General features: G+C 65.6%; 12 protein-coding genes and 5 pseudogenes. 7 read left to right on the top strand and 10 right to left on the bottom strand.

Annotated features, from left to right (window positions below; genetic code table 11):
• Positions 1-3: 3 nt before the first annotated feature.
• Positions 4-1,134 (bottom strand): type I-U CRISPR-associated RAMP protein Csb1/Cas7u, encoded by a 1,131-nt coding sequence (gene cas7u, locus AB0D18_RS18665; protein WP_362419159.1) that lies wholly within the window; start codon positions 1,132-1,134, stop codon positions 4-6.
• Positions 1,135-2,883: 1,749 nt separating this feature from the next.
• Between cas7u and AB0D18_RS18660 the strand changes: the two genes are divergently transcribed.
• Both AB0D18_RS18660 and AB0D18_RS18655 read left to right on the top strand, forming a co-directional pair.
• Positions 2,884-4,374, top strand: coding sequence for a DUF2971 domain-containing protein (locus AB0D18_RS18660; RefSeq protein WP_362419156.1), 1,491 nt, complete (start codon positions 2,884-2,886; stop codon positions 4,372-4,374).
• Between the two features lie 505 nt (positions 4,375-4,879).
• Positions 4,880-5,359 carry an STAS domain-containing protein gene (locus tag AB0D18_RS18655; protein WP_362419153.1) on the top strand — a complete coding sequence of 160 codons (480 nt, stop codon included), beginning with the start codon at positions 4,880-4,882 and terminating at the stop codon, positions 5,357-5,359.
• 212 nt (positions 5,360-5,571) lie between these two features.
• Here AB0D18_RS18655 and AB0D18_RS18650 read toward each other — a convergent pair whose 3' ends face one another.
• On the bottom strand, positions 5,572-6,048 hold the full coding sequence (locus tag AB0D18_RS18650) for a hypothetical protein (protein ID WP_362419150.1): 477 nt from the start codon (positions 6,046-6,048) through the stop codon (positions 5,572-5,574).
• Positions 6,049-6,070: 22 nt separating this feature from the next.
• Here AB0D18_RS18650 and AB0D18_RS18645 point away from each other — a divergent pair, with 22 nt between their 5' ends.
• Complete coding sequence (locus tag AB0D18_RS18645; protein ID WP_362419147.1) at positions 6,071-6,868, top strand: PIG-L family deacetylase; 798 nt, start codon at positions 6,071-6,073, stop codon at positions 6,866-6,868.
• Positions 6,869-6,972: 104 nt separating this feature from the next.
• Positions 6,973-7,476 (top strand): hypothetical protein, encoded by a 504-nt coding sequence (locus AB0D18_RS18640; RefSeq protein ID WP_362419144.1) that lies wholly within the window; start codon positions 6,973-6,975, stop codon positions 7,474-7,476.
• A gap of 701 nt (positions 7,477-8,177) precedes the next feature.
• On the opposite strand, the gene AB0D18_RS18635 is transcribed toward AB0D18_RS18640, so the two are convergent.
• Positions 8,178-8,780: a hypothetical protein gene (locus AB0D18_RS18635; RefSeq protein ID WP_362419142.1), complete on the bottom strand. Its 603-nt coding sequence runs from the start codon at positions 8,778-8,780 to the stop codon at positions 8,178-8,180.
• A 260-nt stretch (positions 8,781-9,040) separates the two neighbouring features.
• On the opposite strand from AB0D18_RS18635, the gene AB0D18_RS18630 reads away from it, so the two are divergent.
• The 3 genes and pseudogenes from AB0D18_RS18630 to AB0D18_RS18620 all read left to right on the top strand — a co-directional run.
• Entirely contained in the window at positions 9,041-9,586 is a 546-nt protein-coding gene (locus AB0D18_RS18630) for a winged helix-turn-helix domain-containing protein (protein ID WP_362419139.1), read from the top strand.
• A 69-nt stretch (positions 9,587-9,655) separates the two neighbouring features.
• Positions 9,656-10,111, top strand: a complete 456-nt coding sequence (locus tag AB0D18_RS18625) for a transposase (RefSeq protein WP_362419137.1) — start codon at positions 9,656-9,658, stop codon at positions 10,109-10,111.
• A gap of 492 nt (positions 10,112-10,603) precedes the next feature.
• Positions 10,604-11,078: pseudogene (locus tag AB0D18_RS18620) on the top strand (SAV_6107 family HEPN domain-containing protein); the annotation flags it as partial.
• A 641-nt stretch (positions 11,079-11,719) separates the two neighbouring features.
• On the opposite strand, the gene AB0D18_RS18615 reads toward AB0D18_RS18620, so the two are convergent.
• From AB0D18_RS18615 to AB0D18_RS18585, 7 genes and pseudogenes are all read right to left on the bottom strand, one after another.
• Positions 11,720-12,103, bottom strand: a complete 384-nt coding sequence (locus tag AB0D18_RS18615) for a transposase (RefSeq protein ID WP_362419472.1) — start codon at positions 12,101-12,103, stop codon at positions 11,720-11,722.
• A 42-nt stretch (positions 12,104-12,145) separates the two neighbouring features.
• A pseudogene (locus tag AB0D18_RS18610) lies at positions 12,146-12,676 on the bottom strand (IS3 family transposase); the annotation flags it as partial.
• Positions 12,677-12,729: 53 nt separating this feature from the next.
• A pseudogene (locus AB0D18_RS18605) lies at positions 12,730-13,806 on the bottom strand (ISAzo13 family transposase); the annotation flags it as partial.
• A 205-nt stretch (positions 13,807-14,011) separates the two neighbouring features.
• A pseudogene (locus AB0D18_RS18600) lies at positions 14,012-14,140 on the bottom strand (transposase); the annotation flags it as partial.
• 69 nt (positions 14,141-14,209) lie between these two features.
• Positions 14,210-14,410: pseudogene (locus AB0D18_RS18595) on the bottom strand (IS256 family transposase); the annotation flags it as partial.
• Between the two features lie 50 nt (positions 14,411-14,460).
• On the bottom strand, positions 14,461-15,567 hold the full coding sequence (locus AB0D18_RS18590) for a hypothetical protein (protein ID WP_362419134.1): 1,107 nt from the start codon (positions 15,565-15,567) through the stop codon (positions 14,461-14,463).
• The gene (locus AB0D18_RS18585; protein ID WP_362419131.1) at positions 15,564-19,313 is read right to left on the bottom strand and encodes a hypothetical protein; all 3,750 of its coding nucleotides are present in this window, start codon (positions 19,311-19,313) and stop codon (positions 15,564-15,566) included. Before AB0D18_RS18585 ends, AB0D18_RS18590 begins: the two co-directional genes overlap by 4 nt.
• Between the last annotated feature and the right edge of the window lie 29 nt (positions 19,314-19,342).

Raw genomic sequence — 19,342 nt, 5'->3', positions numbered from 1 at the left:
GGATCACTCGCTCTCGGCCTCGCCGATACCGGCGATCACGTACGACTTGTCGATCGCCTGCTGCAAACTCGCATTCGGACGCACCACCACCGGCTCCCGTGCCCACTCCAGCCCCGCAGCCCGCGCACGCTCCAACGCGACCTCGAACAAGGCCAACGCCTTCTGCGGCGAAGCCACTTCCAGCGCCTCCACTCCAGGACGCCCGTCCCGGCCGCGCAGCACCCACTCGACCCGCTCACCCACCAGCATCAGATCGCAGCCCGAACGCAGATGCAGCGCATGAGATGCGAACGCAAGCCGATCCCCCAGCAACGCGATCGCCGCCACCAACGCCCGTCCCGTTGCTGCGAGTTCCTCGTCCAGCGGCCCGAACCGCAGCGCGGCCAGCTGCGCGAACGACAGAGTTGCGCTGCGCTGCAGCGCAGTCACCGAAACCCCGCCCAAGCCCTCGGACGGCGGGATCATCCCATGCCCCAGGGCCGACATCTTCGCCGTCTTCGCCCCCTTGGCCGGCTTGCCGCCCGCCGCCGGAGCCCACCCAGACTCCGTCACCTCGACTGTCTCACCGGTCAGGTTGAAGCGGTCCACCCGGCCCGCCGCCCGCACCCCGATCAACGGCGCCACCCCGATCATCTCCGAGGAATACGCCCGCGGGATCTTCACCTGGATACGCCGCTTGCGATGCGAATCCCACACCCCATACGCCAGATCACTGGGCACCAGCCGCAGATACGCGCTCACATCCCCCGCACTCGCATCCCGCAACGCCAGCCCCGCCTCCGTCCGGTCGAACGCGACCCCGTCCGCGTCCACCGCGTCACGGAAGTACGCATCCCTGCTGCGGTGCGGCGCGTCCAGGCTCGTCACCCGCACCGCCACCCCCACGGACTCGGTCTCCAACGCCAGGTGCGGCACGAAGACTTCACCTCGCTGCACCGCATCCAGCAACGCGGCCTCACACCGGTTGGCCTGCGACTGTCGCTGGTCCAGCAACACCACGTCCTCCCGTGCCCCGCCGACATACCGCGGCTCGAGCAGATAGCCCGCCGAGTCCGTCTCCGTGATCTTCACCGTCGGCGGGAACACCGGCGAGCCGACCCCACCCAAAGGCTCGTACTCCGCGGTGACCCGCACAGCACCATCCGCCGACCGCAGGTTTACTGCCGCCAACAACCGCTCGTAGACCTAGGCGCGCCGTCTCACCTTTGGAGTTGGACAGGGCGGAGCGTTGGACGCAGTAACTCGACTTGACCCAAAATAAGTTCATCACCTCTTCGGGTGAGGTGTTCGAAATTACCCCTTCGGCTGTTCGATGGGGCTGGAGTGCCCGGCGCGGAGCGAGCACGGAACGCCCGCATGGTTTCGCGTCAGAACCGACCGAGGAGATGGCCGCGCTTGCTATTCCGCTGAGCTTCCGAGCTCAGATGGGAGGAGCTGCCATGTCACAGGGAGGCGCGCTGTGGCAGCGACACTTGCTTGCCGCGATGGTGCCGCAGGCGGAACGTGCGGTGACAGACTTCTGCGCCCAACTCCTGCGCGAGCCGCGATAGCGGGCCGCCAGGTTCAACCCTCGGTGAGAGCACGTCATCGACGCGGACCCGCTGGGGGTGGCCTGCCCTGCGATGGTGCCGCAGGTTCAACCTGCGGTGTGGTCCGACGGACCAGTTGCGAACCCAACCACGAACCCGCGGTGGTGCAGCAGGGAGAACCTGCGCTGACAGGCGGCAAACAGGGCCACGCTCGCCGGGGATGAGCTGCTGCGATTGGTGCCGCAGGTTCACCTGCAAGAGTTCCAAGCCGAGAGCGTTCAGCCTGCACGTGGGTGCATTCGTGTTTGGTCCGCGACTGGTCCGAGAGGAGTTGGTTCGAAGGAGGATGCCGACATAAAGATAATGGATGATCACTTTAAGTGTTCAAGGTGTGAGGCTGGCTGGAGGGCAACGGTACCTCCAGCCAGCCGACTTGATGCTCTAGAAGAACCCAAGTTTCTTTGGGCTATAAGAGCAAAGAACGTTCTTCGTCTGCTGGTGGTACACGGTTTCCTGGCGACTTGACCTGCGGAATCTGCTGGGTTTCCCCGACCAGGAGCGGAGTTGGTCCGCTTCTGGTCGGGATCTTGGTAGGCGAGTGGTGTCGTCTTGAACGTGGAGCTGGGGATCGATCCTATGGCACCACATGGCACAGGTAGGCGAAGCCGTCCAGAGGAGTCCATCCAGCCCGGTGCGGGCATATGTGTCCAATTCCAGAGCCGTGCGGCGGACGGCGTCCGTGGGGTTCGTGATTTCCGGGTGACATCTGAGGCCCGACGAAGCACCGCCGATCTCTCCCGGCGGTGCTTCGTCGGGCGGCTGGCCAGGGTGGATTGGTGCTCGTGACGGGTGCTCCGTTGTATGGGCAGACCCGTCGGTGGGCGTGAGCTGTCCAGTGTGCTGCGCGCCGTGCTTGTCCAACTGGCGGCGCCTTGCCCGACGCAGCTGTCCGCCCGACTCCGCTGCCGCGGTCGGCGATGGCCGTAGCCGCCTTCTCGACGGTGGTCGTGTGGTAGAACGACCGGAGTTGTCACGTCGGCACCGTTGCCGAGGCTGACGGCCGAGCTCGGAGGCGTTGACGAACGGACCATCTGGTCGAGCGCCGATATCACGTGGCGTCGGAAGCTGGTTCCTATCAGGGTGTGACGGCTCGCCAAATGACCGGACTGGAACGCAGCGCAGGGGTGTGCCGCAGAGTCCTTAGCCGCCTGTGGGGCGCCGACTGCTCCAGCCTGGCATTTGTGACTGTGGGCAACTGCCCCCCATTGTCATCTATTTGACGAGAATGGGAGCAAGGTCACTAGTGACATCGCGCGAACCGATGCCGGATCTAGGCAGCGGAAGGGACTCCTGCATGCCCGTCCATGGCCAGTTTTCAGGTGAACCCGCAGACGCAGTGGCGGCATTCGAGGACTACAACGACTACGAGGTCGCCACCGCTCCGCAGGTCGTTACCGAGGAGCTGTTCCACTACACGAGTACCGTCGCGGCGCTCACCGGCATCTTGGCCTCGGGTACCCTGCGGCTCTCGCCCTACGAGAGGACCAATGACCTGTGGGAATCACAGCCGCACTACCCGGTACTCAGCTCACATTACGACCAGAGGAACTTCGACGCGGGCTTCGAGCTTTGGGATGAGATCGACCGCCAGCTACGTCTGCACACCAAGGTCGGGTGTCTCACACAGGACGTGGCGCTGCCGGCCAGATTGTTCAATCCCGATGCACATCGGGGATGGGCTCATCTCTCCCTGTGGGCGCACTACGGCGCCGGACATACCGGCGTGTGCCTCAGGTTCGGCCGGAACGCACTCGTCAAAGCCTTTCTCGAACACGCTGGCCCCGCGGCCTTCGCCCTCCACGGCCCGGTTCGGTATCTGAGCAGCCAGGACAGTCCGCCGACCCTGGGCATAGATGTCGGACAGGTGGCGGAGTTCGGAGCGGATGCGGTGGCTCTGGCCTATGCGGAGGCCAACAAGGAGTCGTTGTTCTTCCGCAAGCACATCGACTGGGCCAATGAGTCCGAATACCGGCTGGTCCTTCTCAACCAGTCCATCGACTTCGACTACATCGACATCCGAGCCGCCCTCACGGGTGTCGTCCTGGGTAGTGCGTTCCCACAAGATCAAGTGCAGGGTTTGCTGGAAGCCTTGAGTCCCTACCCTGAAGTCGCAGTGGACTCCCTGCGGTTTCTCAATCGCCGGCTGCACTGCTTCCCTTTTGAAGGCGACGTCCCGCAGCCACGGCCTGTATCCCCCCGAGCCTGGCCCGCGCCACGCCGGGCGGGCTCTCTGGCTGAGCGTCTGCTGGCACTTCGTGTCGCAGACGCAGAGGCCACAACACATCAACGTGCCTCTGCTCAACTAGTTCAGGAGTACATAGGAACGTTTAAGGAAGGTGCCGCGGAGCTGCTTTCAGAGCTGAAATGTTGGCCCGACGCTGAGGTAACTATTCTCGCCCAGCCCACGGCAGTGCCTGCAGAGTTGCGCGCACGAAAGCCCGGGGTCCCGGGCGAGGTAATCCACTTTGAACAAGGTTTCCAATGCGTGATGGAAAACCTACCCCCACATTCACATACTTTGATTGCAGCGGCAGCCGTCCAGATCTTGGCCGATGAGCGCATGCGTCTCCATGGAGTTGTGGAAATCGAGCACTGGCTGCCCGACGGAAACGAACACGAAGAACTCTGGCGCAACCAGCGGGAGACTGACACGGCCGGGGCAGGAGCGGCAGTAGCCACGCTTCTGCACGAGTTGACCGACGCCGTGCAGACTGCTCGGGTGGCATTTGACCGAGCGCGCGGCGCGTCCCCAGGCATCGTAGAGGAAAGGCGACGAGACGATTGACTCGCGGAGGATGAAGTGAACGCCCGGCAGAAAGAAACAGGGCGTCGAGCAGCTCCGGATGGCAGGGAGGCAAGTAGCCCAACGGCCAAGTCATTTTTTCATGGTAGTTACTATGTCCACCGGAATTTTGCAGTCGTCGGCGGGCGTATACACGACGGGCTATCCCACGTCGACTCCGTGGGCTCTAGCCAGGCCGTCGAGTCTGTCAGTCCCCGCCCTTCGTCGCCCGGGAATCACGGCAACGCACGCGACGTACAGGCACATCAGCCCCCACGTGAGCATCTTCATCGGTGACGGCCAAACCCCCACCCGTAGGGGTGAGTTCATAGATAAATTTTCGTTTCTGCAGCCGAGTTCTTCCTAGGGTGGTGGTTCTTCGCCCCGGCCCCCGGTGAGTGCCAATCGACCGCCTGCCCCGCCTTGCGGGGCTGCCGCACCTGGGGCCCCCAATGGTTTGACGTTCAGCTCTTTCCCCGACCCGTCCGGCCGTGGAATGAGTCCGCTGGTGCCGGACCCAGCGCGTCCTGTAGAGCGCCCGTGCATCCGCACCGTCCATCTGGACGCCTTCACCGTCATCGAGGCAGGCGGAGAGCTCGACCTCACCGCGGTCCCCGACATACGCCGTCACCTGGACTCCGCAACCGCGCGCTCCGCCTGCCACCTCATTGTGGACCTGCGCCCTGCCCGCTTCTTCGACTGCTCCGCACTGAACCTCCTGCACCGGGCCCGTCTACTGGCGCGTGAGGGCGGAGGAACCTTCGCTCTGGTGTGTACGGATCGCTGGCACCTGCGCGTCCTGCGCCTCGCCGGGCTGAGCGAGGAGCGCCCGCCGGCCGCCACGCTGCGGCAGGTGCTCTCCGCCCATTGGCACAGCGCGGCGACGGACGGCGGTTCTGTCAGTCATCTCCCATCCAGCTCGCCGGGCACGCCGTCTATCGAGGCGCGCAGTCCGGTGCTGGGTGCGAAACACTCCAGGCGGCCCTGATGGTCGACCTGTTGCGCTCGGATCCAGGCAGGTCAGGGGGCCTCGCGCCGAACTGCCCCCGGCCTCCTGGCCTTGCCGGCTCACCACCGGTGCCGCCAGCGGGTCCGGCACTGTCATCAGTGGCTGGCTTTGGCGGCACGGGATGGGTGACGCCTACCGGGGCCGGTGGCGACGCGTATCAGGGTCGTCGTATCCGTCCAGTGGGGCCGGTGTCAGGGCTGGATGAAGGTGAGGCTGGTGGTGAGGCAGGTCAGGGAGGCTAGCGGGTCGCGAATGTTGGCGATGGTGACCTGGTCGCCGTTGAAGCGCCCGGAGTTAACCGTGGCGCTGAGTCCCACTGCTCCGCCGGCGCCGCCGAGTCCCGGGACGAGGCTGGTGACGGTGGAGGTGCTGGTGCTGCCGTCGGCCCAGGCGAAGTCCAGGGTGCCAGCGACTTTCTGTGCGGAGATGCAGGTCGGGTTCCCTGTCAGGGAGTAGCGGAAGGTTCCGGTCGTGGCGCTGCCGCCCGGGAAGACGCAGGTGGTGATCGTGCCGGTGCCCGTCGAGGTCGTGACCGGCGCGCGGGTGGGGAGCACGATTCCGGAGACCGCCGGTGAGAAGTTCAGGTCGTTCCGCCTCGTACAAGGGGCGCCGTCTCGCGCTGCTGCGAGCCAGGTGCGGCAGGGGTGGAGACGGCCCGCTGTGCGCATTGCCCTCAGGGAAGATGGTTTCATGGCGACTGTCGTGGCGTTTCACGCCCACCCGGATGACGAAGTGCTCATGACCGGAGGCACCCTGGCGGGCGCCGCATCCGAGGGACACCGTGTCGTGATCGTCACTGCGACGGACGGCAACACGGGGGAGGCGACCGGTCAGGAGCCGCTGCGGATGCGTGAACTGCGCGCGAGCGCGGCGGCGTTGGGTGTCCATCGGGTCGTTCACCTCGGATACGCGGACAGCGGCAGGGACCGCTCCATGCTCTCGGACCCTCCCGGCCGTGTGCGTTTCGCCAGAGTGGACCCCGACGAGGCGGCAGAGCGACTCGCGGAGATCCTCCGGGCTGAGCGGGCAGACGTCCTGCTGAGCTACGACGTCAACGGCGGCTACGGCCACCGCGACCACGTGAAGGTGCACGAGGTCGGCCGCCGCGCCGCCGCGCGTACCTCTGTCGCTCTCCTGCTGGAGGCGACGCTGCCGAGAGAACCCATCGTCAGAGCGCTGCGGCTGGCGTGCCGCCTGGGACTGGTCCCGCTCGAGACCCTCGAGGCGTTCCGCGGCGCCTACACCCCGCGCGCTGCCATCACGCATCGGATCGACACACGGCACGCCGCTCGGCGCAGGCAGGCGGCGCTGGCCGCTCACCAGTCGCAGATCCACGGCACGGGACGGATTGCCCCGTTGATGCGCTTCGCTCTGCGGCTGCCGGCCCCCCTGTTCGGTCTGCTGTGGGGGCGTGAGTGGTACGTGGAGCCCGGTGCGACGCCCGCGTACGGACTCCGCTCCTCCATCTTCACCGAACCGCCCCGCTGACCCAGCCCCGCCCTGCAGCCGTCCTCCGGGGGTTCGGCGATGGCGCCGCGGGGGATTCCCAGTGCAGGACCTTGGGGGCAGTTGAAGGACCTTGGGGAGGGGACATGCCGCAGCTCACGCACAGCGATCTGAAAGAACTCCTGGACATCACGCTCCGGGAGTACGAGTGGCTACGACGCGAAGTGGACCAGCGCGTCGTCGCCCGCAGCCAACTCATCAACTTCATCGGCGCGATGGCCGTCCTGGCGTCGGCCGTGGGTACGATCCTGCTCAAAGACGAAAGGCCGGGACTGTCGAGCGTCTTCATCGCAGGCATCGGCGCGTTCTTCGTTCTCGCCGTCGCCTACTGGCGGACCAGCAACAAGTCCATCATCCGGCTGGGGGCCTACCTCGAGGGACTGGAGAGGAAGATCAATGCCTTGACCGGAGAGCTGTACGGGCAGGTCACAGTCGAATGGGAGACCCAGCGCGAGGAGCTGCGCCAGAGGCCATCGAACTGGCTCATCAACTTCGGGTGCCGGCTCCTTGCCCTCCACCGCAGGGAACCGCTGGCCCGCCCCACACCCTTCTCCGCGTTCGCGAAGGAAGAGACGGTCGCGAAGCAATGAGCGTTTGACGTCAATTGCGCGCCGCGCCATCAGTGTGGAGTTCAGGGGAGGGGAGAGGGAAGGCGTCGCGGAGAGCAGTCCGCAGAGTGAACAGGTCGTTCAGGGTGGCGCGCTGGGCGAAGACCTCGATCAGTGTGTCCAGGCGGTCGAGGCGTCTGCTTCGACCGCCTTCACGATGGCGGTGATCTGGTCCTGCGCAGGGGTGGGGAAACCCTTCACCAGGTCAGGCTGCCCGGCGTGAGGTCCTCCCTACCCGCACCCCACCCTCCTCCGCGTTCGCGGTGCCCCTCCGCGCGTGTCACGCTCACCAGCCTGACCCTCGACCCCCGAGCCCCTCCATCTAGGTGGGGCCTCAGGGTGGGCCCACCGGCCCTCTTCCTGCCGGGGCCGGGGAAACCAGGCCCTGTGTTGAGTTGTGATCGGCTTGCCGGATCCGTACTGGCTTACTCTGTCGGGCGGGTGACAAGGAAGTCGCTGTGCTCAAGCAATATTCTGAGGAGCTCCGCGAGGATGTCATGCGGGTCGCGAGAACACCACGGCACAAGCGTGATGCGGGAGCAGATGGCCGCCGACTTCGGCGTCCACGCGATGACGCTGTTGAAGTAGATCCGCCACCTATAATGGTGTCCGCTCGACTGAATGCCCGTCAGATTCGAGGGTATGGGGCCGGTATGACTGTTTCGCCAGGCACGTGGTGAACGTTATTCTCCGCGCTTTTGCTGGCCGACGGCCTGACGGTCACGGTGACCGAGCCACCGGTGCCACCCGCGAGCGGTCGGCTGGGGCTCCGGCTCAGGGACGTCTGGCCCAATGTCCACGACTAGGTCGGACAGGTCCTTGACCGGTGCGCTCCGTATCTCCGAACCGCTGGTGAGCCACGCCTTGACGTACACGTACCGGGGGTTCGTCCCGTCGTGGCGCAGGGCACTGGGCCGGATGTCCGCGTAATCCTTCAAGCCGCTGAGGGGTTCAATCACTTTGGGGTCCGGGAACCATCGGCCGCTCTCTGGCTTCTTCTTCCGGTTCCACCATCGCCACCACGGACCGTGGATAGGGATGACTTCTATTCGCTCGACCCCGATGGCGATAGCACCACGGTTCTTCAGCCGGATACGGATTCGGTAATTGCGCTCTTGCCTTGGCTTAGGTGCTACTGGGCTCATCCTGTGGTCTTCAACGATGATGCGGACGTTGGGCTTCACTCTTTTATAGGTCAGGGCGGCAATGCCCATGTTGCATACTGCGCCTACAGCACTGCCAAGGGAAATCAAGAGAGCGGCGACTTCCACGCGGTCAAGGACCATGGGCCAAGTGTGACGTCTCTCATGCCATCTGACGAGACGTTGACCGTGACCCGACCGCGGGAACGTGTCGCCCCTGGTGGCCGCTGTGGTCTGGGGGCCTCGCGGCGCCTGACATCCGCTTGGAGTGCTCGCGGCAACTCCCCTCCACCGCAACGGTTGCTGACCGGCTTCCTCGTCACCGAACGAACCTTCTGCTCGGGTTGAACTGGCGGTGTTCGGTGGGGAGTGACGTTCCTTGATCCCTGCGGTACGCCGGGGTCATGAGGTATGCGCAAGGGGGCGGGCTGACGCCCGGCGAGCAGGCGAAGCGGGGACTGCTGTGGTGGGAGGTGGCCGAGCGGTTCGCGCGCGGGGATCGTACCGAGGACATCGCGCGGGACTACCGGGTCACCGCGCGGTCGGCGCGACGCTGGCACCATACGTGGCACACGAAGGGGCCGGGGGCCCTGCGGTCCAGGGCTCCGATAGCCGTGGAGAGACTGAACCCTGCTCAATGGGATCGGCTGGAGCGGGCGTTGAAGCGGGGCCCGCTGGCGCACGGTTTCAAGGACGAGGGCCAGGGCTGGACGCTTAAGCGGATCAAGTTGCTGATCGGCCGTCTGTTCCACGTGGGGTACACGGTCCAGGGGGTGTGGAAGCTGATGTGTCGTCGCGGCTGGAGCGCGCAGGTGCCCGTGCGCCGGGCGCTGGAGCAAGTCGAGGGGGTTTTCGAGGTGTGGAAGGCGGAGGTGTGGCCGCTGGTAAAGCCACCACGGGCGACTTGGGCGCCTACGTCTGCTTCGAGGACGAAGCGGGCCAGGGTCTGAGGCCGCCGAAGGACCACACGTGGGCGCCGCGCGGGATGCGGCCGGTGGTACGGGTGCGCGGCAGGGGAAGTGGCTGGGTCAGCGTGGCCGGCGTCGTCTGCTATCGGCCCGGACACTGCACCCACCTCTTCTACCACTTGCACATGCCACGGCCGCCGTGGCGAGAAGAAGACGTTCGCCTGGCAGGGCTATCGGGACCTGATTGTTGCCACGCACCAGAAGCTGGGCACTCCGCTCGTCTGGTGCCGGGACAATTTCAACCTGCGCCTCGTCCAGGAGGTCTACGATTTCGCCGAGGAGAACAAGCAGTGGCTGCGGATCTTCCAGCTGCCCAGCTACGCACCGGAGTTGATCCCGGCGGAAGGCATCTGGTCCGTCCTGCGGCGCACCACCACTGCCAACCGCGCCTTCCGCGCCCCCGCCGTCCTGATCACCGCAATCCGGCACGGCCTCCGCCAACTCCAGTACCGGCACGACGTCCTCGACGGCTGCCTCACCGGCACCGGACTCCTCGATTCATCGTGACGACATCACGGATTCAAGGTCAGTAACTGGACCTGCGCACGGGCGAAAGTCGAGTGCAGTGCGAGCCCGGGGTGCGGGCCCGTGTCAAGTCGGTAGAGGTACCTGACATGTCCCGAGTCGGCGTCGCGCGAGCGGTGCGCCGGTTCACCATCACGTGTTGCGCGCACGATGCCTGACGGTCATTTCCTCCTCGGCCGACGCTCCAGAGCGGGGAGCGGTGTGTGGTTAGCGCCGGACGTGGCGGGGGCATCGTTGGTAGTCTCCTGGCAACGCACTTGGGGGTGGGAGCGTGGAGTGGGCTGGCTTGCGGTTGGTCGGGGATTTTCTGGCCGGGATGCTTAGGTTTCAGAATAAAACGCCAGATCTTGTGGAAGTTGATCCCAAGGACTATCTGGCGGACGCCTACCGAGAGGTACTCCGTAGGGTCGGAGACAATGCCTGGCTTATGACTGAAGTAGCCGCGCAGGCGTCACTGGAAGAGTTGCACGCTCGGTGGCTTTTCGTCAGCTCACGCACGCCATCAGAGCCCGACGCAATCACCCACGGAGAGCGACGGAGCCTCCGCCATGTGAACGTTGATACTTCGAGCAGGTACATGTCCCCTCCACCAGCGGCGAGTGACCTGCTATCGCAGGCACGTACCGGGCTTCGTGAGGCTGCCAGCCTGGATACTCCCAATAAGCGTTTTGCCGCCGCACACCTAGCTGCTTTACGTGCAGCAGCAGCAGTGCTGGCTGCACGAGGAAGGCCTGAGCAGGGGAGCGGCAGAGGGCGTAGGAGGATTCGGTCTGCTTGGGAGGTACTACCTGAAGTTGCTCCCGAACTCTCGGAATGGGCAACGCTGTTTGCGGCCCGAGCCGATCAGCGTGCTCAAGCTGAAGCTGATATCAACGAGGCGGCTAGTGCGCGTGAAGCTGATGAGCTTATCCGTGATGTAAATATGTTTGTCCGGCTGATCGAGCGCATGCTTCCGCAGAGTTCCACCACGGATCTCTTTGACATGACGGAAAATCAAGATACCGGTGCTGCTGTTCGGCACCTTGCGGATGGTTTCGATGAACTTTTCAGGTCTCTAGGGCCTCCACCCCCAGGACTCAAACAACGAACCACAGTGACTGATGGTGGGGGAGGATCAGAGCGATGACGCGTGAGGCGGCAGATGTCCCGCGCAAGCAGCACCAGTCCGGATTAGAGATTGCGATGGCTTGGGCAGACCTCCCCGCGGAGCACCTCCAAGTGGCTTTGAAGGCGCTCGAACCACAACTGAGGCGCGAGCACGAACTCCGCATGGCGGAGCAGTCTTCGCTCCGTCAGTTGGAACTGGAGAAGTCGCGGGAGAGGACTGCACGCAGGGCGCATATTCTCTTGATGGTCGGTCTGATTGCGGGCTTCGTGCTGAGTGCGGCCATGCTGACGGGGGCGGTGATTGTTGGCCTACAGGGGGAAGTGCTCCTGGCATCCATGCTGTCGGGCCCAAGCGTTCTGGCCCTGGCCTCGCTTTTCGTTCTACGTCGGTCAGATGTTTCCCAGACGAGAGCGGTGGCTCGTGCGCAGGCTGCTACCACTCAGGCGGTCACCCCGCCCCCACTGTAAGAGCTCGTAACACGATCATGCGTGGGTCTTCTTGAGGCGGCGCCAGCAGATCAGGCTGCAGGCCAACGAGACGAGAGCGTCGTGGAGTTCGAGGCGTCGTTCCCATTGGACGGCAAGGCGTTTGAACTGGTGGAGCTGGGTGAAGGTCTGCTCCACGACGTAGCGGAGTTTGCCCAGGCCCTTGATGTTCGGGGTGCCCTTGCGAGAGATCACCGGGGTGACTCGGCGCTTGCGCAGTACGTGCCGGACGGCCTTGGAGTCGTACGCCTTGTCGCCCAGCAGAGCGTCGGGGCGACGTCGCAGTCGGCCGGGGCGTCCGGCGACGGGCGGCAGACCGTCGACCAGGGCCAGGGTCTGGGTGATGTCGTTGACGTTTGCCGCAGTGGTAATGACGTGCAGCGGTGTTCCCGGGCCTTCACCCTAGATCGTGGACACCGGTTGTTATGCGGCGGAGGCCAGCGTAGTTGATCGTTGTTCGTAGTTGATCGGGCTCTGCTGGCCGAGGGCTGAGTGCCGTCGCCAGGTGTTGTAGCGGGTGACCCAGCGGAAGACCGCGAGGCGGGCGGCGCGGGCTCCGGGCCAGCGTTTCGCGCCCTTGGGGGTCTCCCTTTTCATGCTGGCGTTGAACGACTCCGCGGCGGCGTTGTCCGCGCTGGTGCCGACGGCCCCGCGTGATCGGATCACGCCGAGGTCCTTGCAGACCTGGGCGAACTCCTTGGAGGCGTATTGGGCTCCGTTGTCGCTGTGGAAGATCGCTCCGCGCAGGTTCCCGCCCCGCGCGCCGGCGGCGGCCTTGAGGGCGTCGGTGACCAGTTCGGTCCGCATGTGGTCGGCGATCGACCAGCCCACCAGACGCTTGGAGTGCAGGTCCAACACCGTTGCCAGATAGAGGAAGTGGCCGTCACCGACCGGGAGATAGGTTATGTCGCCGACGTACTTCTTGTTTCGCGCGGAGGCGGTGAAGTCCCGCCGGCGCTCTGGCGTTCGGCTCGGGTGAGCACGCGCCCGGTGAGGTATGCGTTCTCGTCCAGCACGGCCTGGACGGTCAGTCCGGTGCTGGTGCGGGTGGCCGAGATGGTCTCCAGCAGTACCTCGTAGCTGGTCAGCGGCTGCCCGCGCAGGCTGTGGGTGATTCGGGAGAACAGTCGGTGTTCCACTTTGTTCCATTTTGAAGTACCTGGCGGGAAGTGCATGACGGTGATGCTCAGCCCGCACTCCTCGGCGAAGTCGGCCAGGCCCATCTTGAACAGGCGGGAGTCCGTCGAGTTGGCGCCTCCAGAATCGGCGGTGACCAGCAAGCGGGCGGTATTGGGATAGTCGAGGCGCCCTTGAACCTTCCACCAGCGGCGCAGGGACTCCACCGCGAAGGCAGCAGTGTTGCGGTCGGTGCCCACATTCACCCAGCCGCTGTCGCGGCCCAGGTCGTAGGTGCCGTACGGGATGGCGAACGGAGTGTCGGAGCGGACGAAGTCGTGATCCGGAGCAGTGATCGGCTGCCCTTTGGGGCGGTAGGTGCGGCCGGGGCGTGCGAAGTCGCCGATCGGTTCCTTCTGCTTCGCATCCACACTCACCACCGGAAGGCCCTGCGCCAGGAAACGTTCGGCGGCGGTGTTGATGTGACGGAACTGGGCGTCTCGGTCGGGCACCTGACTGCCGGCCCGAGTCTTGGCCATGCCCTGCAGACTGAAGCCCATCGCACGCAGCAGACCACCGACCACCGGGGCACTGACCGGATGACCAGCAACGGTCAACTCCTGGGACAGGTCCCATAACGAGGCAGTGGTCCAGCGCAACGGGGACACCGGATCACCCACCGCACGCGGCTCGATCAACAGCTCGAGAGCCGCCAGCAGACCAGGGTCGCGCTCGGCAGCAGACTTGCGCCCGCCGCCCGGTCTGCGTACCCGCCCCAACGCTGTTGCTCCGAGGGCGAGTTCCGCACGCCCTCGTGCAACAGTCGACTCCGAGACCTCCGTCAGCCTGGCCACGGCCGCGATCCCTCCATGCCCCAAAGCCTCCGCCTCGGCAGCCAAATACAGACGGCGCTGCCGCTCGTCCAGATGCGGCAGCACCACCGCGAACTTCGTATCCAGTACCGTCAGGACTTCATCCGGGATCGCCACAACGGCCCAACTGCATGGCACCACCGAGGTATCGGCCAGAAACCGGCAGTAGTTAAATTACGGGTCCGTCACCAGCTGGTCTCGCCCGCAAAATACTTCGCGGCCCTCCGCAGGATCTCGCGTTCCAGCTCGAGCTCCTTCACCTGGGCCCGCAGCCACTTGTTCTCCTTCTCCAACGTGCTGCCCAAGTGCGGAGCGTCTCGTGGTTCACCCCGAGATCCTTGGCCACCGACGCGTATGTCCGCCCCGGACTGGAGCGGTACAACGCGACGGCATCGGCCCGGAACGCAGGCGAGTACTTCGACGTCCCCAACGGGAACTCCTGTCCTTCGGATCTTCACGATCCAATGATCAGGGTGTCCACGATCAAGGGGTAGCGCCCGTCGGTGATCTCACCCTCGAGAGCGGACTCCAGGAGCCGCTTGGTGAGCTGCTGGAGCAGTCCGCCCTCCCCAGTCAGCTGAAGGCCTTCGGCCTGAGCCCAGCCCACCAAATCGTCGATCAGCCGGTCGTCCACAGACTTCGCCGGCGCCGCCTCAGACGGCTCCGCGGGCTCGGCCTCGGTCACATTGTCGCTGGTCATCGATGCACCTTCCATGATCGGGAGTTACACCGGACGTTTTACAGTCCCCGTTAGCTGTATGGCGTGCCTGTTTCGGTGGGGATAGCGGCGAGCTGTTGCCGCAAGGCGCCATTGGTTGGTGTGAGAACTTTGCGCAGTGCGGTGAGTAGTAGGGCTTCCTGGCGGACAACGGTTCCGTTGGTGAGCGCGCCGATTACATCGCTGGCGAGTGGTGAGGGCAGCCAGGAGCTGACCTGGTGGGCGGCTTCGGGGGTGACTACAGTGGCCTTTCGGCGTGCGCATTTGAAGAGTGCTGCGTAGAGCCCACCTGCTGGGTTGAGCGGGGGGAGGCCGACCGACACTGATCGTTGGCTGGCGAGGATCACACAGTGGAGACCGTCGTAATCGAGGTCTCCGTAGTACAGGATCTCCGTGAGCGTCTGGCCTGTTTCGGCGAGGCGCTCCGGGAGCGTGGTGATGCTGGAGGCGATACGGTCGCCGTCGCCGAAAGCGAGCCAGCCGACCTCGTGGGGGTGGGGCCAATTTCGCAGAATGCGACGGAGGTTGTCGAAGGAGGCTGTGTTCTCGACGATCAGAAGCCAGGGCGCCGGTCCGAACTCGATGATGTTCAGGGGCGCAGGGGTGAGGTAGGCCCGTAGGTGGTCCTTGATGCTCAGGGAGCCGCCGAGCACCCATTTCGAGTCGTGAATGCCGTCGAGGTGCTTCTCGTCGCCGAACAGCTCGAAGGCGCGGTCGCGTAGCGGCACTAGTTCGCTGCTGGCTCCGTCGGCGAGGAGGAAGCCGTTGAGGCGGGTGAACAAGTGATGGTCGTGCGGGGAGAGCCGGCGGCCGTCGAGAAATGACAACTCTGCTACCCAAGATCGGGTTGGGAGACGGCTGACGGCTGGACGGGGCGGGTCAATGCGCTCGGCCCATCGGGGCAGGGGCGGAAGCGCCGTTTGGTCCCAGAACTTCCGGGCGACGGGCAGTTTGAGGGCGCCGGTGTCCCGGAGAACAGTGAGAGCGTCGGCAAGGAGTTGACGCCGTTCGGGCGCGGTGAGGAGTGCCGGGTTCGAGGTGTACGCGGCGTCGGCCAGGTCGTCGAAGGGGATCCGTTTCCGCGGGTGCGCGTTCAGCCGGTCTAGCAGAATCTCGTCGAGCGTGCGGGGTGTGGTCATACCCCGTCTTCCCCATCCCGGTCGTCAGCTTCCGCGGAATCGTCCGGTTGGTCGTTGTCGGACTCGGCGAGCGGGAATCGGTACAGCCGTGCGGCACGGATCCCGTCGGAGCGGGCATCGGTGACGCCGGCGCTGACCGCATCCCCGTAGCGTTCGGACAGCGGGACGAGGCGATGGCCGCTGCGAGCGTCGTGCGCGTTGTTGCGTAGGCGCAGGATGAGGGGGAAGCGGCCGACAGCGTCGAGGTCTTCCACACCCGTGGTGTAGATGAGCTGGACACCATGAGTAGCGGCGACCGTGCGCTGGAGGTCGATGAACGGGACGTAGTTGGACTTGCCCATCGGGTTGTCCAGCAGCAGGGTGCCGACGCCACCGGGAAGCCCGCTGTTGTGGTTGGCAGCACGTACTTGCGCCAGGCAGCAGTACAACAGCACGGACACGGTCAGGAGTTCACCGCCGGAGAACTTCTTGATCTTCGTGACGTCGACGGGGTCCATGACCGGCACCGGGTGGGGCTTGAGGACCTTGGCGGTGATGCTTCCGCTGCCGCCCAGGGCGGCGAGGACCAGGCGTTTAGCCAAGTCGAGCGCGGGGGGTAGGACATTGGCGCTGCTGGAGTGCTTGGCGGCGACGTCGGCGACCAGGATGTCGACGCAGGTGGATATGCGGTGGGTGAGGGTCTCCTCGCTGCCCCAGTCGGCGAGTTTGAGCGTGAGGAAGGGCTTGCCCGACCAGGCGCCCAGTCCGGCAGGGAGCTTGGAGTGCCGGGCGACCTGGTGCAGCATCGCCACGATGGTCTTGGTGAGGGCCGCGCATTGCTGTACCAGGAGGAGCTGGTCCTCGGTGAGTTGATCGAGCAGCTTGGTGATGCGCTTCTCGCGGAGCTCGATCTCTGGGATCAGTTCGGACAAAGATGCGTGCAGCTGCGCGGGGTCTTCACTGAGGCGGGCGACGATCTGTGCGTCGACGGCATCGGTGTACTGCCGGTCGGCGGCCAGTTGTTGTACGTGGCGGGTGGCGCTGGCGAGTTTGCGGGTGGCTTTTGCCAGGGTCGCCTGTGCGGCGGTGATGGTTTCGGTCAGCAGGTCCCGCAGTTGGTGAGCCTGTTCCTCGGTCAAGGCGGACGCGCTCTGGGCTGTGATGCCGCAGTGCTCGGTGAGCCAGGCGTCGGCGTCCGTCAGCGGTTCCTTGAGGCCGGGTGACCATTGAGTGGCCAGTGCATTGAGACTGCCCTGGAGTACTTGGTAGGCGCCGTCCAGGGAACTCGCGGTCAGCGCCGCTGTGTTGGCCTTGTCCTTGAGGGCGTGGTGCTGCTCGGTGTAGGCGGTATGGTCGCGATCGGCCCGCTCGGCCTCCTGCCGGGTTTCTCGCGCTGCGGTCTCAGCCGCTTCGGGCCCAGAAAGGTCGGCCAGAGAGTCCGTCGCGGTTCCTGCGTCGCCGAGCTTCTGGCTGGCGGACGCTTCGGCCTCCACAGCCTGCTCGGCCCGCATGGCGCTGCGCGTTGCGCGTTCGCCAGCCTCACCGGCATCGTGCTCAGCCTGCTCCACAGCGCGGTCACGGCGGTCCGGGGCTTGGGCCTCGGGACGTGCGGCGAGCTCGGCGGTGAGTGCGCGGGTGGCGTCGTCCAACGCGGCCAGGGCCTTGTCCGCCGTCTCCAACCGGCCAGCGGTTATGGCAAGGTCGGTGCGCAGCTGGGTGTCTGCCGTATCGGACTCATAGGCGGTCCGGGCGTTGGTGAACCGTTCCTGCAAGGCGTCCAGGGACGAGCGCTCCAAGGTCCGCTGGTTCAGGCTCACGGCCAGGACCTCGGGCACCAAGGTGGCGAGCTTGCGCAGCGCGCTGCGGTGTCGTTTCAGATCCTGTCTGCCGAGCGTTTCGTCACGCCGGTGACGCTGCTCGGCTTTGCGGGCGTCTTTCTTGTCACTGGTGGCCAGACGCGCCTGTTCCTGCCGGTCGGCTTGGTGTTGCTGTGCAGAGGCAAGTTGTTCTCGCAGGTCGCTGGTGCGCTGCGCCTGCTCAGCTACCTGCCTGGCTCGTTCCTCGCCGGCCGCCACCTTCCGCAGGCGACCGGTGGCCTCAGTGATCTTCTGCTGGATCCGGTCGCGCTCGGACAGTACCTGCCGACGACTCATGCGCTGGGCGTCAAGCTTGTCCTTCCAGCCGTCTCTGCGGGATTCGGCCCGGTCCAGGGACTCCTTGAGCCGCTGGCGAGGGGCGGACCCAAAGGCTTGCAGGTGTTCGGCCAGTTCGCGGACCAAGGTCTGGTCGCGATCCTGGGCAGTGGTGATGCGCTGACAGCGTTCTGCGCTTTCGCTGAGGCGGGTCCGGAGCCGTACCTGTTCCACGCCAGCGGCCTGGGGCTCCAGAGCTGCTCTCTGGACGGGGAAGACGGCATGGGCATCGGCATGGCCCGTGTCGGTGAGGCGGGCGCGGGCGGTGGCGCTATCGCAGACCGAGATCACCGAGCGGGTGCTCACACCGGTAGCAGCGATGCGACGGCGCAGATCCTGGTCATCGACGTCGCCAAGGACGACGATGCCGCCGACGACGTCGGGGGCGGTGGCGATCGCGGCGGCGTGCTGGCGGGGGGGCAAGGATTCTCGCAGGAACTGGAGACCGCTGACCGCTTCCACAGAGATGTCAGCAGCCTTGAGTGCGGCCAGAGCGCGCTCGGTCTCCAGGGGCGCGGGGAGAAAGCCCTCAGTTTCCAGGCAGGCCAGGGCTCGCCGGTCGGCCGCTACGGCGAGCTGCTCGGCGATCAGCGCGTCCCGCGCCCGCGTGATCTCCTGGTCCAGCATCTTCAGCAGGGGATAGCCGGCAACATCGAAGTCCAGGCCATTACCGGCGGCTACTTCGTCGTCCAGCAGGGCCAGTTCGGACAGCCGGGGGTGGCGGGCCAAGAGCTCCTGCTGTGCACGGAGCTTGCTCCAACGGTCCCAGATCCGGTCGTACTCGTTGGCTGCTTCCCGCCAGTGCCTGTCAGCCGTATCCCGGTCACCAGCCAGTTCCGCGAGCTGTTCAGCCAGCTCCTTGAGGCGCACCTGACCACGCGCCAACTGGGTGTCCAGCCGGACAGTTTCGGCTGACCAGCGGACGCGGGCCTCCTCCGGAGTCTCCTCCTGCTCCACAAGGCCGTCCGTACGGGCCCGAGAGATCAGGGCGTCGATCTTCTTGAGGGACTGCTGCAGGCGGGCAACGCTACTGCGGGCCTGCTCCGCAGCGACCAGGTGCTGCGTCTCGGCCTGGTCCGCCGTCTTCCCCTCGCGTTCGGCGTCCTTGACGCGCTGCGTGAGCTCCGCGGACTCTGCCTGGCGCTCCTCAATGACCTGGGTGAGCTTGGCGCGCAACATCGCGCCGGCACTTTCCATCGCCGCCCGCAGCGGGGCAGCATCATGAACTTGACGGGTGAGCAGAGTGTTCAACTCGGCCTGCTCGCGTTCCAGGCCCTCGCGTTCCAGGTGGATATGAACCGACTGCCAGGCCCTCTTCCGCGCTTCGGCCTTCTCCTTGGCGGCTTCGGCCCGCTCCTGGTCGGCACGGCGGGACCTGGTGGTGAGAACCGCAGCCGCGAGGTCCAGAACATCGGCCCGCTGCTGGCGCTCTTCGGCGCGACAACGCGCCTGTTCAGCCTTCTGCTGCGCCTGGCTGGCACCGGCGGCCAACGACGCCTTCTGAGCGGTGAGGGCGTCGCGACGGGCACCGATCCATGTACAGGCCAGCTCGCCGGCCGCGTGGGCGGCGGCCATCTGTCGGCGTACACACTTACGTCCCCAGC

It is taken from the genome of Streptomyces sp. NPDC048442 (assembly GCF_040651475.1).
Lineage (GTDB): Bacteria > Actinomycetota > Actinomycetes > Streptomycetales > Streptomycetaceae > Streptomyces.
Note: the sequence above shows the minus strand (reverse complement) of the source record. Positions and strands in the feature narration are given on the sequence as shown.

Coding starts and splice junctions, on each gene's coding strand:
- AB0D18_RS18660 (WP_362419156.1), top strand. CDS start 2,884: ATGCCCGTCCATGGCCAGTTTTCAGGTGAACCCGCAGACGCAGTGGCG.
- AB0D18_RS18650 (WP_362419150.1), bottom strand. CDS start 6,048: ATGCGCACAGCGGGCCGTCTCCACCCCTGCCGCACCTGGCTCGCAGCA.
- AB0D18_RS18645 (WP_362419147.1), top strand. CDS start 6,071: ATGGCGACTGTCGTGGCGTTTCACGCCCACCCGGATGACGAAGTGCTC.
- AB0D18_RS18640 (WP_362419144.1), top strand. CDS start 6,973: ATGCCGCAGCTCACGCACAGCGATCTGAAAGAACTCCTGGACATCACG.
- AB0D18_RS18635 (WP_362419142.1), bottom strand. CDS start 8,780: ATGGTCCTTGACCGCGTGGAAGTCGCCGCTCTCTTGATTTCCCTTGGC.
- AB0D18_RS18630 (WP_362419139.1), top strand. CDS start 9,041: ATGAGGTATGCGCAAGGGGGCGGGCTGACGCCCGGCGAGCAGGCGAAG.
- AB0D18_RS18590 (WP_362419134.1), bottom strand. CDS start 15,567: ATGACCACACCCCGCACGCTCGACGAGATTCTGCTAGACCGGCTGAAC.
- AB0D18_RS18585 (WP_362419131.1), bottom strand. CDS start 19,313: ATGGCCGCCGCCCACGCGGCCGGCGAGCTGGCCTGTACATGGATCGGT.